Here is an 18162-nt window from a genome sequence, read left to right on the forward strand (position 1 = left end):
TACCGAGGTAATTATATGTCCAACTCAAAGAAAAAAGCAACCGGCTACGATAAGTTCGTCAACTGGAAGCTGCTGATTATTCCGGTGATTCTTTTCCTTGTGATTCTCATGCTGCCTACCTCACAGGGTATGAAACAGGTCGGAATGCAGTTCTCAGTGGGCCCCAAGGTGGTAACCAACTATATAAGTGAACAGCTTTTCAACAAGGGAAGTGCCGACATTGAGCAATGGCAGGTACTTACAGCCCAGATGATGGAACAGAACATGCGGATGGGTGCGCTGAGCAAGACGCGCTTCATGGCACGTGATGAAAAATGGGTGAAGAAGTACAAGATCCCTGTCGCATCTTCCAACCTGGATAAGGCTCGTAACTATATTGAAAAGAACGTCCCTGAGGACAGGTTTCTTGAGATTATGAAGGGCGCGTACAACTTGCGCGTAAAGGGTCTTGAGTATTCCGATCTGTCCAAGAAGGACAAGAAAACCGCGGATAAGGGAGCATGGAACATCAAGGTTGCCATTGCAATGGTTGTCTTTGTTGTCTTCTGCTTCATGACCGAGTGTATGCCGCTTCCCGGCGTAGCATTCTGTATCGGTCTTATCCTTGTATTTACCGGTGTTATCAGCAGATCACAGGTGGCGGGGCTGTATTGGGATGACGCGGTCTGGTTTATCATGGGTTCGCTCATGTTCGCAGCTGCTTTCGTAAAGACCGGCGTGGACAAGCGCGTATGCATGCTCATGTTCAAGAAGCTCGCGGTTCCCAATGTCCGCTGGATCACCCTGATATTCTTCGTGGTCATCAGTCCCCTTGCTGCCTTTATTTCCGACCACGCCCTTGCTGCCATGTTCCTGCCCATCGGTATGCTGCTTTACCAGAACAGCCTTACCGATGAGATCCCCGAGGATAAGGAACTGGCAAAAATGCTCATGATCACCATTGCCATGGCCTGTAACATCGGCGGCCCCGGTGCTCCCTCCGGTGGTGCCCGCAACGTTATCATGATGACCTACCTCACCGATATGTTCGGAATGGACATCGGCTATGCCCAGTGGATGATGTACTGCATGCCCTTTGTCATCGTCATGATCCCCATTACCTGGGTTGCGAGCAACATGCTCTTCAAGCCGAGGATCACCTCTCTTGCTCCGGCCATGCGCCATCTTGAAAACGAAATCAACAAGATGGGCAAGTGGAACAGAAGCCAGATCTGGGCAATGGTCATCTTCGTGGTGATGGTTTTCGGATGGTTTACTGAAAAAGCCTTCTACAACATCGGTATCTATCCTGTCCGTCTCGGAATCGGTGTAATCGCGGTTGCCGGTGCTGTTGCGTACCTGCTGGCCGGTGTAGTCAACTGGCGTGACTATCAGGAAAAGGTCGACTGGGGTGTTGTATGGCTCTACGCCGGTGCAATCATCTTCGGCCGCACTCTCGACCAGACCGGTGCCGCTTACTGGCTGGCCCAGTCCTGCATCGACATGCTTGCTCCCTTCGGCATGAGCAAGGGCCTGCCCCTCATGCTGACCTCGAACGGTCTCACTGCTGTACTTACCAACCTTATGGCTGACGGCCCCGCCGCCGCTGCCGTAGGTCCCATCACTCTGAACATGGCCAGTATTGTGCACCCGGGAACAACCTTCCTGCCGTTCATGGCCATGGCTACCGCAGTGGCATCCTCCTTTGCCTACTGCCTTATTATCGGAACTCCCCCCAACGCGATTGTCTATGCTTCCGGTTACCTGGAGCCCAAGGACTATCTGCGGGTCGGAATTCCAATGTGGTTCATTGCCAACATTCTCATCATCCTGATCACAGCGGTTTACTGGTCCGGAATAGGTTTCGGCAACCTGCCGGCATTCTAACACCGCTGCAACCTGCGGCCGGCTTCGGCCGGCCGCACCCTGGGGGGTAGCAAATGAATACTGATGAAAAAGATGAAAAGAAATTCGTCCACGAAAACGGGACTACATATTTTTCAAAGAAAACAGAGCGGCAGATTCTATTCGTTCTTACCTCGGGCATGTTGCTCTGGGGCATAGTTGAAGGGATCACCGGCTATCTGAATTAGGAGTTCGTCATGCAGAATGTGCAGGCACCGACAGTAAAAATGGGAGTCAGGGAATATCTGGAATCCCTTGTCGCAATCATCCGTTCTCCGGGCGGATTCTTTGAAACGGCCACCGGGGAATCCGGCAGCAGAAGAGCGCTTATCTTCCTGATGATTTCTGGATTGTTCTACTGCTCGGTGAGTATGACCTATTTTTTTGAGAACTCAGTGCTCATGGGCGTGATCATGATGGTCAATGCCGTATTCATGCCTGCACTGGCAGCAGTTTTCTCGTTCTGCATCATGCGGATGATGACCGGGTCAATGGTCTCGTTCTCCAGGGTCTTCAATGTTTATGCCTATTCCAGCGGGGCCGTGATGGTCATTTCGTGGATTCCGGGACTTGCCTTTGTCATGGAACCGGTTCGCGCCGTTCTTGTAGGAATAGGTCTGTATAAGACCGGAACATTGGGACGTTTTCAGGCCGTTATGACGGTGATCCTTACCGCAGCAATGCTTCTGCTGTTTTTCTGGACCCTTGCCCCGCTGGTGCTGGCAGTCAGGGACTCCCTTGAAAGCTGGTCCGCATTTATTTCTGTGACTTCATACAGCTGATCACCCCCCTGATCATCCCCCTTGAAAGCAGGCCGGGTATTCCCGGCCCGGCCTGCGACAGGGCGGTACAACGGAGAATGAAATGGAAAATATACATGTGCTTCTTGTTGATGATGAAAACGATTTTCTTACCGCCTACAAGCGTCGCCTGATCAGGCGCAATGTGGAAGTCTCCCTTGCCTCCAGCGGAATGGAAGCGCTGGAGATGGTCAGAAATGAGGACTTTGACGTGATCGTGCTGGATATAATGATGCCGGAAATGTCCGGAATAGAGACCCTTAAAAGGCTGCGCGCCGTAAAGCCGGATATACCTGTGCTGATCCTTACCGGTCATGCGAATATGGAAGCTCTGGCGCAGGTCGCCGGTGGCGGTGCTTTTGATTATCTTCTCAAGCCCGTTGGAACCGAGGAACTGTATTTCAAGATCAAGGATGCGGCCATGGAGGCCCGTTTCAGGACAAGTTGAAACTGGAGGCCGAGCATGCGTAGCTTCATTAATGCCATTTCCCGGATAATCAGGAATCCGTCTGCCGATGACCGGAATTCCACTGCCCGTTTCCTTGAGCGCTGCAATAATTTTCGCCTGCTGCTTTCCGCCAACAACAGCGCCATGAAAAGGATGGCCGGGCTGTTTGAAGCATCCCAGAGTCCCAAACCTGTAGGGATGACCTATCTCCGCGCGGAAAATATCAGGATTTCATCCGATGTGCGGAACATGATCGAGCGGCTCAACCGTATTGCTCCCGGCCGGTACGAGGGGTTACGGGAAGCGTTCAACCGGATTCTTGCGGCCATGAACAGCGAGTTAGTCCTTGCTGAGCCCGAACACAACGGCCCCTTTATCTTAAACATGGCCGAGCTTGGCACCGGACTCATTCATGAAGCCGGCTCCAAAATGGCTGTGCTTGGTGAAATAGCATCCATTCCCGGCATCAGGGTTCCGAAAGGCTTTTCCATTACCGCCTCAGCGTTCAGGTTTCTGCTGAAGGAGTCCGGGCTTGGAGAGGAACTGAAGAGGGTCGCCCAGATCTGCGGAGAGGACAGCTATGCTTCTCTCAGGCTGCTGGAGCGGAATGTTCGTGAGACAGTCTCACTCTATCAATTCCCGCCGGATCTTGAAGAAGAGATAACTGCTGCCGCGGAAAAACTTGCTGAAGGACGCAACATCACACTGGCAGTGCGCAGCAGCGCCTTATGCGAGGATGGTTCCGGGGTGAGTTTTGCGGGCCAGTTCCACACCGAACTGGGGGTTGCTCCAACTGAAGTGGTGGAGGCCTACCGGAATGTTGTAGCCAGCATTTATACAGTTGCCGCCATGACCTATCGGCTGAACCATGGAATCCGGGATGATGAGATGGTGATGTGTGTCGGGTGTATGGAAATGGTCGATGCCGTTGCCGGGGGAGTCGCCTACAGTTGTGATCCGTCCGGGCTTCATGCCGGTCAGATTGTTGTTTCGGCTGTGCGAGGCCTGCCGAGCAGCATCGTTGACGGTATTGCCCGCAGTGATCTCTGGCGCTTGGACAGGGATTCCCTTGCTGTCGTCTATGAAGAAATTTCAGATCAGGAGTGGGGCCGTTTTCTCTCGCACGACGGCAGCATAGTAAGAAAGAGTCTGGGGAGGGGCAGGCAGAGCCGCCCGGCAATAGAACCGGATGTTCTCATGGAAATCTGCAGGGCTGCACTGGCGCTGGAGGAATATTTCAAATGCCCTCAGGATGTGGAGTGGGCCCTGACCGAAGATGGGGCACTTTATATACTGCAATCCCGTCCGCTGGAAGTCATGAAGCGGCAGGAGAAGCAGGGCAATGCTGAATTTGACGAGTCCCTCCCCGTAATTGCGGATTTCTGCCAACCCGCAAGTCCCGGGATTGCTTCCGGAACAGTTCATTTGGTGCAGACCCCACACGACATGATTGGATTCCCCTCCGGAGGCATCCTCCTTACCAGAGTCGCCGGTCCAGAACTGGCGGCTCTGCTCCCCCGGGCTGCCGCAGTGGTAGCGGAGTACGGGAGCAGTACCGGTCATCTGGCCAATGTGGCCCGAGAGTACGGAATTCCTGCGCTGATCGGCGTTCCGGGTGCTGTAGCCAAGCTCAAGGGAATTCTGGAGATTACAGTAGACGCCATAAATGGTCGTATTCTCCTTGGATGCGTTGACCAGCCTGCAAAGCCGCGAGAACTCCCATTCAAGGGTACCCCGGTTTCTCGTGCTTTCAAATCCGTACTGAAATACATCACCCCGTTGAATCTGACAGACCCGCGCAGTTCTGATTTTACTCCGGAAAAGTGCATGACCCTGCATGACATAACCCGGTTCTGCCATGAAAAGGCTGTTGCCGAGATGTTCAAGGGACGCGCCGGAATGGGTGATTCTGCAAGGCAGATGCTGGATGGAGAAAAGCTTCAGTACTGGATCATAGATATTGGCGGCGGTCTGGCTGAAAACGGCGGGGCGACAGACTGCGGATATGTGCGTCTTGAGGATATCCGCTCCAGCGCCATGAAGGCCCTGTGGACCGGAATGACCGGATTCCCGTGGGAAGGCCCCCCGGACATCTGTTTAGGCGGATTTGCATCGGTTCTTTTCGGGGCAACCTGCAACCCGGCCCTTGTCCCCGGTGTGCGCAACAGCATGGGGGAACGCAGTTATTTCATAGTCGGGAGCAACTACTGCTGCCTGCAGACTCACATGGGCTTTCATTACTGCACCATAGAAGGATTCGCCGGTCGCGATCCTGAAATGAATTATGTGCTTTTCCAGTTCAAGGGTGGCGCGGCCGACATGGGGCGGCGTTCCCGGCGTCTGCAACTGGTGGCGGACATCCTTTCGAAGCATGCTTTCCATACTTCGATGAACGGGGATGTCATGTTCGCACGCATGGAAGGGATTTCACCGGAGATGGCAAAGCGGGGGCTGACTGTTGCCGGTTATCTTCTCGTTCAGACCCGTCAATTGGATATGGTCATGGACGACAGCGCTGCAATTGAGAAATACCGTGCCAGATTTGACAGGGAGATAGAAAGCCTGATCTTCGGGGAGGAAATATGAAGGCCTCCCATTACCTGCAGCTCAAGTGGAAACTGACTGTCACGGCACTGTCGTTCTCCCTTATTCCGTTGTTCCTGCTGGGGTTTGTCCTGCAGCGGGAATTCAGTGCCACCTATGAGGAAAAGCTCCAGAGCAACTTGCGGCTGACCGTGCTCAACAAGGCAGATGCCATCGACATGTTTCTTGGTGAGCGTGTTGTTCAGTTGCAGAATATCATCAACACGAACTCGTTTGCGGAAATCTCGCAGCAGGAAAAGCTCAGTAATCTTTTTGATGCCATATACAGTACTTCCAGTTCCTTTATCGACCTTGGCGTGTTTGATCAGCAGGGCAACCATGTGGCTTACTGCGGCCCCTACGACCTGAAAAATATCAATTACAAGGATCAGGACTGGTTTGATCAGGTCATGCTCAAGGGGGTCTACATCAGTGATGTTTTTCTGGGCTACCGGAATTTTCCCCATTTCGTCATTGCGGTAAAGCGCAGGGAACTGGGCAGGACCTGGATTTTGCGGGCTACCATTGATTCTGATGTATTCGATTCTCTGGTCGGCAACGTGCGGCCCGGAAAGTTCGGTGATGCCTATCTGGTTAATTCCGACCGGATTCTTCAGACTTCGTCCCGCAGAAGCGGCGAAATACTATTTCAGGCCCAACTGCCTCAGTTCTCCACCGGAAGCGACGTGAGCATCGTCCGCTGGAATGAGGGCGGAACAAGAATTGTGGCCGGGATAATGCCGCTGAAGATGGCTGCATGGAGTCTCGTTGTCCTTGAGAACCCGGTCGAGGAGCTTTCTCCCGTATTTCGCGGGCAGTCCCTTGCCTTCGGCCTGATTCTGGTCTGTGCGCTGACCATTTCACTGGGAACCTTTTTTGCGATTACTTCCATCGTCAGGAAGCTGATGAAGACGGATAAGGAAAAGGCCCTGATGGACGCCACCGTCATGCAGTCCTCAAAGATGGCTTCGCTGGGCAAGATGGCCGCCGGGGTGGCCCATGAAGTAAACAATCCGCTTTCCATTATCCGGGAGAGCGCCGGCTGGATCCGGGATATGATCACTGACGGCGATTTTGACGGAGTTGAGGCCCGTCCCAACCTTGAGGAAGCCCTTGGCGATATTGAGCGGCATGTTGAAAGGGCCAGGTCCGTCACCCACAGAATGCTCGGCTTTGCCAGAAGCATGGAGCCTGCTCAGGAAGAAATCGATCTCAACCATCTGGTTCGGGAGACAGTTTCTTTCCTGAATAACGAGATTCTGTACCGCACAATATGGGTGAATTATGATCTTGATCCGGATCTTCCCTCCATATCAACGGATTTTAACCAGATTCAGCAGGTTGTCCTGAATCTGGTGGAAAACGCTATTGATGCCGTTGACCGTGACGGTTCAATTCTCCTGTCTACCCGCTCTGGTGGTGACTTTGTAGAATTCCAGATCAGTGATTCCGGGCCGGGAGTACCCCCGGAATTCCTTTCGCGGGTTTTTGATCCCTTCTTTACTACCAAGGCTGCCGGGGAGGGTACTGGACTCGGACTTTCCATCATCTACTCGATACTCAAGAAGCTTGGGGGCGACATCAAGGCGCGGAATCTGCCCGGAAGCGGGGCGCAGTTTACTGTGCGGTTGCCACTGGTCAACAGTGACATCTTTGAAAAGGAGGAGCCATGTCCAGAATAAAACTGCTCGTTGTCGATGATGAAGCTGACTTTCTGAAGCTGGTTAAACGCAGGCTTGAAAGGCGGGGCTTTGATGTTGCCGTGGCAGCCGATGGTCCTGAGGGGTTGCGTTACCTGTCCGGTAATCCGGTGGATGTGGTTATCCTTGATGTGAGAATGCCCGGCATGAGCGGTATGGATGTGCTCAGCCATATATGCCGCAAACACAGTGACGTGGAAGTGATAATGCTTACCGGCCACAGCTCCGTTGCATCCGGCCTGGAAGGCATAAGTCACGGAGCTTACGACTATATTCTCAAACCGTTCGAGATTGATGACCTTGTAGAGCGGATTCACAGTGCTTACGAGCATTCGGTCCTCCGACGCAAGGGTGGAGAAGATAATGGTTGCTGCTGAATTCAGAAATACCGGCCTGTTGGGATGCCTGTATGTATTTCTTGCTCTGGCTCTCCTTCTGGCCGTGGCCGGAGGGTTGCTGGATGACGACAGTTGCAGGCTCTGTGGTGAATTTATTGCGGTTGTCGTTGTCTGTTCGCTGGTGGGATTCCTCCTGCTCCAGCTTGCACGGTTGCGGCGCAAGTATTCTGAGCTGGAGAGTCAGTTCATTCAGGTTCAGCGGGTAAATTCACTTGATGAAATTTCCGCCGGAATAGCCCATGAAATCAACAATCCGCTCAATATAATAATGCAGGAAGCTGAAATCATAAGAGTCAGTCTGGATATAGCAGGCAGCAGCCCGGTCCTTGATGAGGTAGAGGAGAGTCTGCAGGTCATAATGGGCCAGGTGCGGCGCTGTTCCGACATAACCAGAAAACTTCTCGATATGGCCAGAAACAGGCTGACCGTTGCCCAGCAGGTTGATGTCAATAAACTGCTGAGGGATCTGCTCCTTCTAATGGAGGAGGAGAGTGCCGGAAAAAAGATTCAGGTTATCCGCCAGATTCCGGACGAGCCTTTTTTGGTCTGTACCGATCCTCCGCTATTGAGGCAGGTCTTTCTTAATCTCTTCAAAAATGCGGTTCAGGCAGTGGGAAGTGAAGGTGCAATCATCATTGCCTGCAGGCGTGAATGGACAAAGATTATTGTTACTGTGGAGGATAACGGCCCCGGTATTCCCGATGAATACCTTCCGCATATTTTTACCCCATTCTTTACGACAAAAAGTCATGGAGAGGGGACAGGGATGGGGCTTGCCGTAAGCCTTCGGATTATCAATCAGCTGGGTGGATCCATCGATGTGAAATCCTCTGTCGGCAAGGGGACTGTCTTTTCGGTGGTGATTCCCTCGGATAGGACGAGGTCGTCATGAACAGCAAGGGAAGGGTTTTGATTGTAGATGACGAGGAGCGCTTCAGAAACAGTCTGCGGCTCCTTCTGGCCAAGGGCGGATACGATGCTCTGGGTGCGGCAGATGGAATGGCTGCAATGCATATCCTTGAAAAGGATGTGGTGGATGTTGTCATTCTGGACAGCAATCTGCCCAACCTGAAAGGTGAAGATATTTCAATGATCATCAGGGAGCACGGTATCGCTGTTGAAATTATCATCCTGACCGGTGTTCCGGTTATTGAGAATGCTCTGCTGATGATGCGCAACGGTGTGTTCGATTATCTGGCCAAGCCTGTTTCAATTGGACGGCTCATGTCGGTTGTCGAGCGGGCGGTGAAAAACAAGCGAATCAGAAACTGGGATACCGATGCCCCTGATCTCATCAGCGGGTATATCGGATAAAGTATTGTCTCCCGGTCAAACAGCGCTAAGGCGGTGCATGGAGTTTTTATGAGTATCAAAGCTAAATTAATGCTGGTGTTTATGACTTCGTTGGCAGGGCTTGTAGCAATCTTTGCCGTTAACTACTGGGGTGAGAAACTGATTGAAAACAGCCGCAGGATTGAGGCTCTGGCCAATGAAGGCAACGAGGCGTTTCTTCAGGCCAGACGGCAGGAGAAGAATTTCCTGCTGCGCATGGAGTCTTCATACTTTGATAAAGCCCTGGCGTGTGCCGGTCAGTCCGAAGAAAAAGTTGCAGAGCTGAAGGCGGTTTCTCCGGAGATGGCCGAATCCTGTGACCGGGTTGAAGTCCTGCTCGACGCATATAAAAAATATCTGACCGAAGTACATGGCAATAATGTTGCAAAGGGGCTGACCATGGATGAAGGCCTGCGCTGGAAGTTCATCAAGGCCGCGAGAAACATGGAGGCGGCATTCAAAGAGGGACAGTCTGATTCGGAATTGCTGATACTGGTTCTCCAGATGCGCAGGCAGGAGAAGAATTATATTATTCGTGGCGGAGACAAACCGGTTGCAATGGTTGATTCCATGATCCGGGATATTAGGGAAAGGGTGCGTTCCTCCTATCCTGAGCCTCAGGCTGAAGCAATGCTCTCCGCGTTGAATAATTACAGTGAAGCCTTTCATGAATATGTAAAGCTGGACAACTCCATAATCAGGCTTACGGATGATCTGATCAAGTCAGCACGCGCCGTAGAGCCCGTATTTGCGAAGATATTGGGCTTCAGTCATGAAAAGATGAAGCATGACTCAGCCGTGATCGGTTATATGGTGCTGGGCATAGAGGTTGCCGTAGGTGTTTCCGTTCTCGTGATTCTTCTCTGGGTCATGATATCGGTCACTTCCTCTCTCCGGCGATTGAGCGGATATGCCAATTCCGTGGCCGGAGGAGATCTTGAATGTGAGCCTGAAGGCCAGTTCTCTGCGGAACTTCTTGAGTTGCGAGATGTCCTTGTCGGTATGGTCCTCAAGCTCAAGGAGGTGATAGATGAAGCCCGCGCTCTTGAACAAGATGCCTTGAAGCAGGCAGAACTGTCAGAGAAGGCCAAGGACGAGGCCGTCGCGCAGCAGAAGCACATACTGTCACTCATGGACAAGATTACCGGGGCTTCCTCCCGTGCTGAAACAATCGTCAACAGGCTTACCCGGGCCTCACATGATCTGAAGCTCAAGACTCAGGAAATAGCCGAAAGTGCGTTGGAGCAGCAGGAGTTGATGAACGAATCCGCAACAGCGGTAGAGCAGATGCATATGACCGCCAAAGACGTTGCGCAGAATGCGGAAGGAGTATCATCCACTGCCGATAATGCCCGTAAAGAGGCTGTAGGGGGTATTGAGGTTGTGTTCCGTGCCCGCGATGCAATGGGTATGGTTTCTGGAACGGTTTCAAACCTTGAGGCCGATATGGTCGGGCTTGGTACTGAAATAGAATCCATCGGTGAAGTTGTAAACGTTATTAACGAGATTGCCGATCAGACCAATCTTCTGGCACTGAATGCCGCTATCGAGGCTGCCCGTGCCGGAGAAGCAGGCAAGGGCTTTGCCGTAGTCGCTGATGAGGTACGCAAGCTGGCTGAAAAGACCATGGTTGCAACCAAGGAAGTGGATAAATGCATTTCAGGGATTCAAAGCCGGACCATGCAGAATATCGAAGGCGTCAAGGAGGCTCTCTCCTTTGCCCGTTCTGCCGATAACGAGGTCAACAATTCCGTGGATGTTTTCAAGCAGATTCAGGGTTTGTCTGATGACGTGGCGGAAAGGATTGAGGGCATCGCACTGGCCGCAGGTCAGCAGTCGGTCGCCTCCAAGGATATAGAAAAGACTGTGTCTAACATTGCCCGGCTGGCAATGAATTCAACTGACGCTGCTCGGGAGTCGGCATGTTCCATTGCCGATCTAGTTTCCATGGCCGAAGAACTGCAGGATGCCCTTGTTAAACTTAATGCTGACGGTGTGTAGTTGATTGGTAATGGGAGAATAGAGTACTTAGATTTTGTTACTGCTCGGTTTGGCTGATGTAAGCAATTGCCTGAATGAAATTCAGCGAATGCTTTTTTGATCAAAGCATATAAAAATCGTTAAGGCCCCAGCCCGGAAATCCGGGTTGGGGTTTTCGGCTTAGGGCTGATTGCTTCTTATTTCATATTGGTTCTTGATGGATCAACGAGTTTTGGAAATAAGGGCGGCATGCTGAATAGTTCCGTCGTTGACATCTGAGTGCAGTATAATTAGACGACCCATGTGAAACGTAAAAATCCTGCAAAGATAAAGAGTAACTTGATGACGTTGAATTGCGTTGTGTTGCGTTCATTTTTATCCCCGGTGCGTGCAAAAATGCAGGGGATAAAAAAGGCAAAAGAAAAAGGGTTACAAGCTTTAACCTGTAACCCTGTGAATTCTTTGTGGCGCGGCAGGAAGGATTCGAACCCTCGGCCAACGGCTTAGAAGGCCGTTGCTCTATCCAACTGAGCTACTGCCGCGCGAGAGATGATCTTTTAAACAAACAGGGTCTCGGGGTCAAGTAAAAAAATAAGGGAAAAAATGAAATTTAATAACTTTTCTGAATTCAGTGATTATATTGACAATCTTGGACTCTTTCATATGGATCTGAGCCTGGGCCGGATGGAAGAATTTGTGAGTAAGTGGGGCGGAAAAGGGAGTTTTCCGGTCATCCATGTTGTCGGGACCAACGGCAAGGGATCAACTTCCAGTTATCTTACCGCCATTGCTGAACAGTACGGTCTTAAGGTCGGGACATTCACCTCGCCGCATTTCGTTACACCGCGTGAGCGTATCACCATAAATTCGCAGATGCTTTCGGAAGAGGAGTGGTGTGCCACAGCCAATCAGGTAATGGAAATAGCCCCGGATGCCGGATTGACTTATTTTGAACTGCTTACCTGCATGGGGCTTGCCGCATTCAGGAATAACGGCGTTGATCTTGCCGTCATGGAGGCAGGGCTGGGCGGTCGCTTTGATGCTACCAACACTATTGACCCGGACCTGACCGTGTTCACGCCCATCGGTTTGGATCATGAGAAGGTGCTGGGGGCGACAGTGGATCTCATTGCAGCTGACAAGGCCGATGCCATGCGTCGTGATGGCGTTGCTGTGACAGCCCAGCAGGTTGATGAGGCGGGGGCGGTGCTTGAATCCCGTGCCGCTGAACTCGGCTGCAGGCTGCATCATGTCCGGGATATGGAAGCCGTATCCGGGCTTGAACCGTCACTTGCCGGTGAACACCAGAAGGAGAATGCCCATCTGGCTGCTTGCGCATGGCGTTTGTTCTGCGAGAAGCTCGGTCATGAATTTGATGAGCAGAAGGTCCGTGCCGGGGTGAGAAACGGATTCATCGCCGGACGATTGCAGACTATAAAATCTGACCGAACCTACATTCTTGACGGTGCGCATAATGTGCATGCCTTTGCGGCACTGGAAAAAGAACTCAAGCACAGCTCCATCAAGCCGGATGCGATTATCTTTTCGTGTATGAAGGACAAGAATCTTGCTCCGGTGCGTGAAACCCTGTTCCGTCTGACCGATGGGCCTGTAATCGCCAGCGGCATATCCGGCAACGAGCGGGCATACCCGTTCAAGGAGCTTGCCGAGGTCCTTGGAGAGCGGGCGAAGCCGGCTGAAAACATCGTCGAGGCCCTTTCAATGCTTGGTGCCGGTGATAAAACGGTTCTAGTCTGTGGCTCCTTGTATTTACTGGCAGCTTTTTATACAAGTTACCCAGAGTTTTTGAGGAAAAATCTTTAGGTACGCAATAGAATGCCTTCGGCGACCCTCCGTGGGCTTAAACCCTTTGAAAATGGTTTGTTCCACTGTCGCCATCCCTAAGACTCGCGGAAAGACCGCTCGCCTAAGGGCTGGTGCAAGAATCCCAAACGTTATTAACGTTGTTTCGCCACGGCACACGACAAATTAATGTCATTTAGTCAGTTGTTTATTTGCTCGAATTGTTTGGTTTACATGCTGTTTTGATTGGCTTTTTGCGGAGTCGAGGAATAGCCATATTGTGAAAAATGGGGGTTAACCCCAGAGGACCCACTGCAGGTCCACCGGCAATCCGCCGGATAGAGTACGGAGTAAAGCTTGTCCAATCTTTTCAAATTTCTGCCATCTGTTGATTCAGTCCTGACCCGTCTTGAAGAAGAAGGAGTCATTGAAGGACTGCCGAGGACCCTTTCCCGCGATCTGGTGAACGGCTTTCTGGATGTCTGCCGTGAGGAGATCAGGGGCGGGATCATTACCGAGGAAAAGCAGCTTTCATCCGAGGTGCTTTTTCCGCGCCTGACCTGCCACGTGCGGGCCGGAGCGCGTCCCCATTTCAGGCGGGTGCTGAACGGCACAGGGGTGGTGGTGCACACCAACCTCGGGCGTTCCCTGCTGGCCCCTTCGGCAGTTGAGGCTGTAATCGAGGCCTGTGCCTGTTATTCCAACCTTGAGTTTGACCTCAAGACCGGGGAAAGGGGCAGCCGTTACAGCCATGTGGAGAAGATCATCTGCGAGATTACCGGGGCCGAAGCCGCTCTGGTGGTCAACAACAATGCTTCCGCGGTACTGATCACCCTTGAGACTCTCGCCAAGGGCCGTGAGGCGATCGTATCCCGCGGACAGCTTGTGGAAATCGGCGGATCGTTCCGTATACCGGACGTGATGGTCAAGAGCGGGGCCACCCTGCGCGAGGTAGGAGCCACAAACCGTACCCACCTGCGCGACTACGAGAATGCCATCAATGAGGACACAGCCCTGCTTATGAAGGTTCATACTTCCAATTTCCGGGTTATCGGCTTCACCAAGGAAGTTTCCGGCGGTGAGCTTGCCGAGCTCGGACAGAAGCACGGTCTGCCGGTCTACGAAGACCTCGGCAGCGGCAACCTGACCAATTTCTCCGGGCTGGGGCTGATCCGTGAACCAACAGTACAGGAAGTGGTGGCCGAAGGCGTGGATGTAGTGTCCTTCTCCGGCGACAAGGTGCTTGGCGGTCCTCAGGCGGGGATCATTGTCGGCAGGAAGAAGTACATCGACATGATCAAGAAAAACCCGCTCAACCGTGCGGTGCGTATCGACAAGATGACTCTTGCCGCCCTTGAAGCCACCTTGCGGCTCTATCTTGACCCTGATACGGCAAGGCGTGAAGTGCCCACCGTGCGCATGATTACCGAGAGTCCCGAGAATCTCAGGAAGCAGGCGCAGGCTCTGGCCCGCACCCTGCGCCGCGAGCTGGGAGAGTCGGTTTCCGTCGGGGTGCGTGAGGGCGTATCCCGCGTAGGCGGCGGGGCATTTCCGGAACAGGATTTAAAAACATCGCTGGTAACCGTTGTTCCTAATGTTAAAGTGTCGGTTGAAGAATTAAAGGAGAGGCTGCTTTCCTGCGAGCCTCCGTTAGTAGCCAGAATTGAAGACGATGCCCTGTGCCTTGATCCGCGGACTCTTGCCCGTGAAGAGTACAAGCTCTGCGTAGGCGCGATTTCCCAGGCACTCAGGTAGGTTTGATATTTTATTTCAGGTCTGCCTCCGGACACCGGAGGAAACAACTATATAAGCTATATTGAGGATTTAAAATGAACATGTCTCTCGAACATAATCCCAAGAGTTGCTGGGAAATATTTCAGGACGACGAGCACCAGCAGGCTATGGATGATCTGGCTGCCCGTTATCTCGACTTTCTTACCCGCTGCAAAACCGAGCGGGAAACAATCAAATACGTTGAGGAAAAGCTTACCGAAGCAGGATTTGACGATTTCATCGGTTCCGACAGATGTTTTCGCTCTTTTCGCGACAAGACTATCTTCATTGCCCGTAAGGGTAAGCAGCCTCTGTCACAGGGGTTCCGTCTTGTAGGAGCACATGCCGATACCCCGCGCATCGATTTGAAGCAGCATCCCCTGTATGAAGATCTGGGCATGAGCATGGCCAAGACCCACTATTACGGTGGTATCCGCAAGTATCAGTGGCTGGCGCGGCCTTTGTCCCTGCACGGGGTTGTAGTCAAGGCGGACGGTGAAAAGGTTGATGTTGTCATCGGCGAGGACGTAAATGATCCGGTTCTGACCATTCTCGACCTGCTTCCGCACCTTGCCTACAAGCAGGTGGAGAAGAAGGTCACTGATGCCTTTGAGGCTGAGAAGCTGAACATTCTCATGGGCCATGCGTTGTCTTTCTCCAAAGAAGACGAAAAGGAAGAGGGTAACGGCAAGCCGTCCGTAAAACGCAAGGTGCTGGAACTGCTTAACGAGAAGTTCGGTATTGTCGAGGAAGACCTTTTCAGCGCCGAACTGCACATCGTTCCTGCCGGACCTGCCCGCTACGTGGGGCTCGATAAAGCCATTGTAGGCGGTTACGGGCAGGATGACCGCTCCTGCGTGTTCCTCGCCCTTGAAGCGTTCCTCAATGCACCGGAACCTGAGCATGCCCAGATTGTCCTGTTCTATGACAAGGAAGAGGTCGGTTCCGAAGGTTCGACCGGAGCAAAGTCCCTGTTCTTTGAATACAGCCTTGAAGACCTGATCGAGGCATGGGAGCCCAATGCCAAGATGTCCCGGGTCATGATGGCCGGTAAGGCCCTGTCTACCGATGTGCATGCCGCAATTGACCCGGATTATCAGGATGTGCATGAGAAGCTGAACTCAGCCTATCTCGGCTACGGGCCTTGTTTCTGCAAATTTACCGGACATCGCGGCAAGGTCGGTGCCAATGACGCCCATCCCGAGTTCGTGGCCTGGATGCGCAAGATTCTCGGTGAGGCCGGAGTTCCCTGGCAGATGGCCGAACTCGGCAAGGTTGACCTCGGCGGAGGCGGTACCGTCGCCAAGTTCCTCGCGCTTTACGGCATGGACGTAATTGATTTTGGACCTCCGGTGCTTTCCATGCACAGCCCGTTCGAACTGACCAGCAAGGCCGATCTCTATGCAACCGAACTTGCTTTCAGGACTTTTTTGAAGAATTAGGTTATCTAGGGGAGCCTCCGCGATGCCGTAGGAGGCTCCAAATATAAGGAGTATCAATGCCGGTAGTTATGGGAACTGCGGGTCATATAGACCATGGCAAGACCAGTTTGATCAAGGCTTTGACCGGTACGGACTGTGACCGTCTGGCCGAGGAGAAGAAGCGCGGGATCACCATTGAGCTTGGCTTTGCAAGTCTTGATATTGGCGCAACAGAGCCGCTCAGTATTATTGACGTACCGGGCCATGAGAAGTTTGTGAAAAACATGGTCGCCGGTGCTGCGGGCATTGATTTTGTTCTGCTGGTCATAGCTGCTGACGAGGGCGTTATGCCCCAGACTCGTGAGCATCTGGAGATCTGCACCCTGCTGGGGATCGAGAAGGGCTTTGTGGTCCTGACCAAGGTGGACATGGTCGATGAGGACTGGCTGGAGATGGTCAAGGAAGACGTACGCGATTTTCTTGCGTCGAGCTTTCTGGCTGAGGCTCCGATCCATGCGGTTTCTTCGCACACCGGGCAGGGGCTGGAAGAACTCAAGGTCGAGATTGCGGCCTTCATGAAAGGGTTCGAACCCAAACGGCGTACCGATCTGGCAAGACTGCCTGTGGACAGGGTTTTCACCATGAAGGGGCACGGCACGGTAGTGACCGGCACGCTCATTTCAGGGCAGCTGTCCCTTGGTGATGATGTTGTGCTGTACCCGAAAATGACCGAGACCAAGGTCCGCGGGTTGCAGTCGCACGGATCGAGCGTTGAGACCGCACCGGCCGGACGCAGGACCGCTGTGAACCTGCACGGGCTGGAAGTGGAAGACATCGAACGCGGCGAGGTGCTGGGCCGTCCGGGAACCCTTTTTCCGTCCTCTGTGTGGGATGTGGAACTGACCTGCCTGCCATCTTCGCCCAAGTCGCTCAAGCACCGTAAGGAAATCCATTTTCACCACGGGTCCAAGGAAGTAATGGCCAAGGTATATTTCCTTGATCGCGAAAAATTGGAGAAAGGTGAGCGCGCCGTCTGCCAGATGCGTTTCGACAGCCCCATGACCGGGGTCTACGGGGATAGGGTTGTCCTGCGGTCTTTTTCGCCGTTGCGCACGGTGGCCGGGGGCAGCATCATCAACCCGCTGGGCCGCAAGGTTAAACGTTTTTCCGATGACGTGAAGCGTCTTGACTCGCTCATAGGTGCAGAACCTGAGGATCTGGTCCAGACCCAGCTTGAACTTGCCGGCAACGAAGGACTTACCTTCCAGCAGCTTTCCATCCTGACCAACACCGCTTCAAAGTCGTTGGAAAAGCTGCTTCAGACCATGGGCGGGCAGCAGAAGGTTTTTCTTTTCGACAAGGACAGCCGTTCATACGTGGCCGGAAGCCGTGTTGATGATCTCTCTCTGGGGCTGATCAGTCACCTTGAGGAATTCCATAGGAAAGAGCCTATGAAACCGGGGGTTTCCCGCGGAGAGATTGGTTCAACCTTCGGTAAACGGTTGCCGCAGAAGCTTTTCCACGCACTGGTGGAGCGGCTGATAAAGAAGAATGAAATCGTGGTGGCGCAGGAGATTCTGCATCTGCCCGGACATAAGGTTTCATTGGCTTCCGATCAGCAGAAACTGCGTGACACTTTGCTTGATGCCTATGAAAAGGGCGGTCTGACCCCGCCGAACATCAAGGATATTCTTGATCCATTGGAGCTTGTTTTCAAGGAGGCCGCACCTGTTTACAGGCTCCTTCAGGATGAGGGTTTGGTGGTCAGGATCAAAGAGGATATGTATTTTGCCAAGTCGGCGGTGGACGGGCTCCAGAAAACCCTCGAAGGCTATTTTGCCGAAAACGAGGAGCTCGGGCCGCAGGATTTCAAGGATCTGGTGGGTATCTCCCGCAAGTTTTCCATTCCGCTGCTTGAATACATGGATAAGGAAAAGTTCACTATGCGCGTTGGTGACAAGCGCAGGCTGCGCAAACAGGTATAGAATAAGCCCCGGGTTCATCTGAGTCCGGGGTTTTGTTTTGCAAGGCAGGCATAGA

14 protein-coding genes and 1 tRNA gene are annotated in these 18162 nt (G+C 52.7%); 14 read left to right on the plus strand and 1 reads right to left on the minus strand.

Annotated features, from left to right (window positions below):
* The first annotated feature begins 15 nt into the window (after nucleotides 1–15).
* From N7E73_RS17090 to N7E73_RS17135, 10 genes are all read left to right on the plus strand, one after another.
* Nucleotides 16–1866, plus strand: a complete 1851-nt coding sequence (locus N7E73_RS17090) for an SLC13 family permease (RefSeq protein ID WP_432736134.1) — start codon at nucleotides 16–18, stop codon at nucleotides 1864–1866.
* A gap of 53 nt (nucleotides 1867–1919) precedes the next feature.
* The gene (locus N7E73_RS17095; protein WP_432736135.1) at nucleotides 1920–2072 is read left to right on the plus strand and encodes a hypothetical protein; all 153 of its coding nucleotides are present in this window, start codon (nucleotides 1920–1922) and stop codon (nucleotides 2070–2072) included.
* 9 nt (nucleotides 2073–2081) lie between these two features.
* The gene (locus tag N7E73_RS17100; protein ID WP_432736136.1) at nucleotides 2082–2666 is read left to right on the plus strand and encodes a hypothetical protein; all 585 of its coding nucleotides are present in this window, start codon (nucleotides 2082–2084) and stop codon (nucleotides 2664–2666) included.
* Between the two features lie 82 nt (nucleotides 2667–2748).
* Nucleotides 2749–3132, plus strand: coding sequence for a response regulator (locus N7E73_RS17105; RefSeq protein ID WP_432736137.1), 384 nt, complete (start codon nucleotides 2749–2751; stop codon nucleotides 3130–3132).
* Between the two features lie 15 nt (nucleotides 3133–3147).
* Nucleotides 3148–5718 carry a PEP/pyruvate-binding domain-containing protein gene (locus N7E73_RS17110; RefSeq protein WP_432736138.1) on the plus strand — a complete coding sequence of 857 codons (2571 nt, stop codon included), beginning with the start codon at nucleotides 3148–3150 and terminating at the stop codon, nucleotides 5716–5718.
* Nucleotides 5715–7397 carry a sensor histidine kinase gene (locus tag N7E73_RS17115; RefSeq protein ID WP_432736139.1) on the plus strand — a complete coding sequence of 561 codons (1683 nt, stop codon included), beginning with the start codon at nucleotides 5715–5717 and terminating at the stop codon, nucleotides 7395–7397. Before N7E73_RS17110 ends, N7E73_RS17115 begins: the two co-directional genes overlap by 4 nt.
* Nucleotides 7385–7792, plus strand: coding sequence for a sigma-54-dependent transcriptional regulator (locus tag N7E73_RS17120; protein ID WP_432736140.1), 408 nt, complete (start codon nucleotides 7385–7387; stop codon nucleotides 7790–7792). Before N7E73_RS17115 ends, N7E73_RS17120 begins: the two co-directional genes overlap by 13 nt.
* Complete coding sequence (locus N7E73_RS17125; RefSeq protein ID WP_432736141.1) at nucleotides 7779–8705, plus strand: sensor histidine kinase; 927 nt, start codon at nucleotides 7779–7781, stop codon at nucleotides 8703–8705. The genes N7E73_RS17120 and N7E73_RS17125 overlap by 14 nt, the downstream gene beginning before the upstream one ends.
* Nucleotides 8702–9127, plus strand: coding sequence for a response regulator (locus N7E73_RS17130; protein WP_432736142.1), 426 nt, complete (start codon nucleotides 8702–8704; stop codon nucleotides 9125–9127). Before N7E73_RS17125 ends, N7E73_RS17130 begins: the two co-directional genes overlap by 4 nt.
* 48 nt (nucleotides 9128–9175) lie before the next feature.
* Nucleotides 9176–11146, plus strand: a complete 1971-nt coding sequence (locus tag N7E73_RS17135; protein ID WP_432736143.1) for a methyl-accepting chemotaxis protein — start codon at nucleotides 9176–9178, stop codon at nucleotides 11144–11146.
* 444 nt (nucleotides 11147–11590) lie between these two features.
* Here the strand turns inward: N7E73_RS17135 and N7E73_RS17140 are convergent.
* Nucleotides 11591–11667 (minus strand) — tRNA-Arg (locus N7E73_RS17140).
* Nucleotides 11668–11728: 61 nt separating this feature from the next.
* Here N7E73_RS17140 and N7E73_RS17145 point away from each other — a divergent pair.
* The 4 genes from N7E73_RS17145 to selB all read left to right on the plus strand — a co-directional run bounded on the left by N7E73_RS17145 (nucleotide 11729) and on the right by selB (nucleotide 18107).
* Entirely contained in the window at nucleotides 11729–12949 is a 1221-nt protein-coding gene (locus N7E73_RS17145) for a bifunctional folylpolyglutamate synthase/dihydrofolate synthase (RefSeq protein ID WP_432736144.1), read from the plus strand.
* A gap of 336 nt (nucleotides 12950–13285) precedes the next feature.
* Nucleotides 13286–14683, plus strand: a complete 1398-nt coding sequence (gene selA / locus N7E73_RS17150) for an L-seryl-tRNA(Sec) selenium transferase (RefSeq protein ID WP_432736145.1) — start codon at nucleotides 13286–13288, stop codon at nucleotides 14681–14683.
* Nucleotides 14684–14757: 74 nt separating this feature from the next.
* Entirely contained in the window at nucleotides 14758–16143 is a 1386-nt protein-coding gene (locus tag N7E73_RS17155) for an aminopeptidase (protein WP_432736146.1), read from the plus strand.
* 56 nt (nucleotides 16144–16199) lie between these two features.
* On the plus strand, nucleotides 16200–18107 hold the full coding sequence (selB, locus tag N7E73_RS17160) for a selenocysteine-specific translation elongation factor (protein WP_432736147.1): 1908 nt from the start codon (nucleotides 16200–16202) through the stop codon (nucleotides 18105–18107).
* Nucleotides 18108–18162: the final 55 nt, after the last annotated feature.

Origin of the sequence: Maridesulfovibrio sp. FT414 (genome assembly GCF_050916235.1) — a bacterium.
Lineage (GTDB): Bacteria > Desulfobacterota > Desulfovibrionia > Desulfovibrionales > Desulfovibrionaceae > Maridesulfovibrio.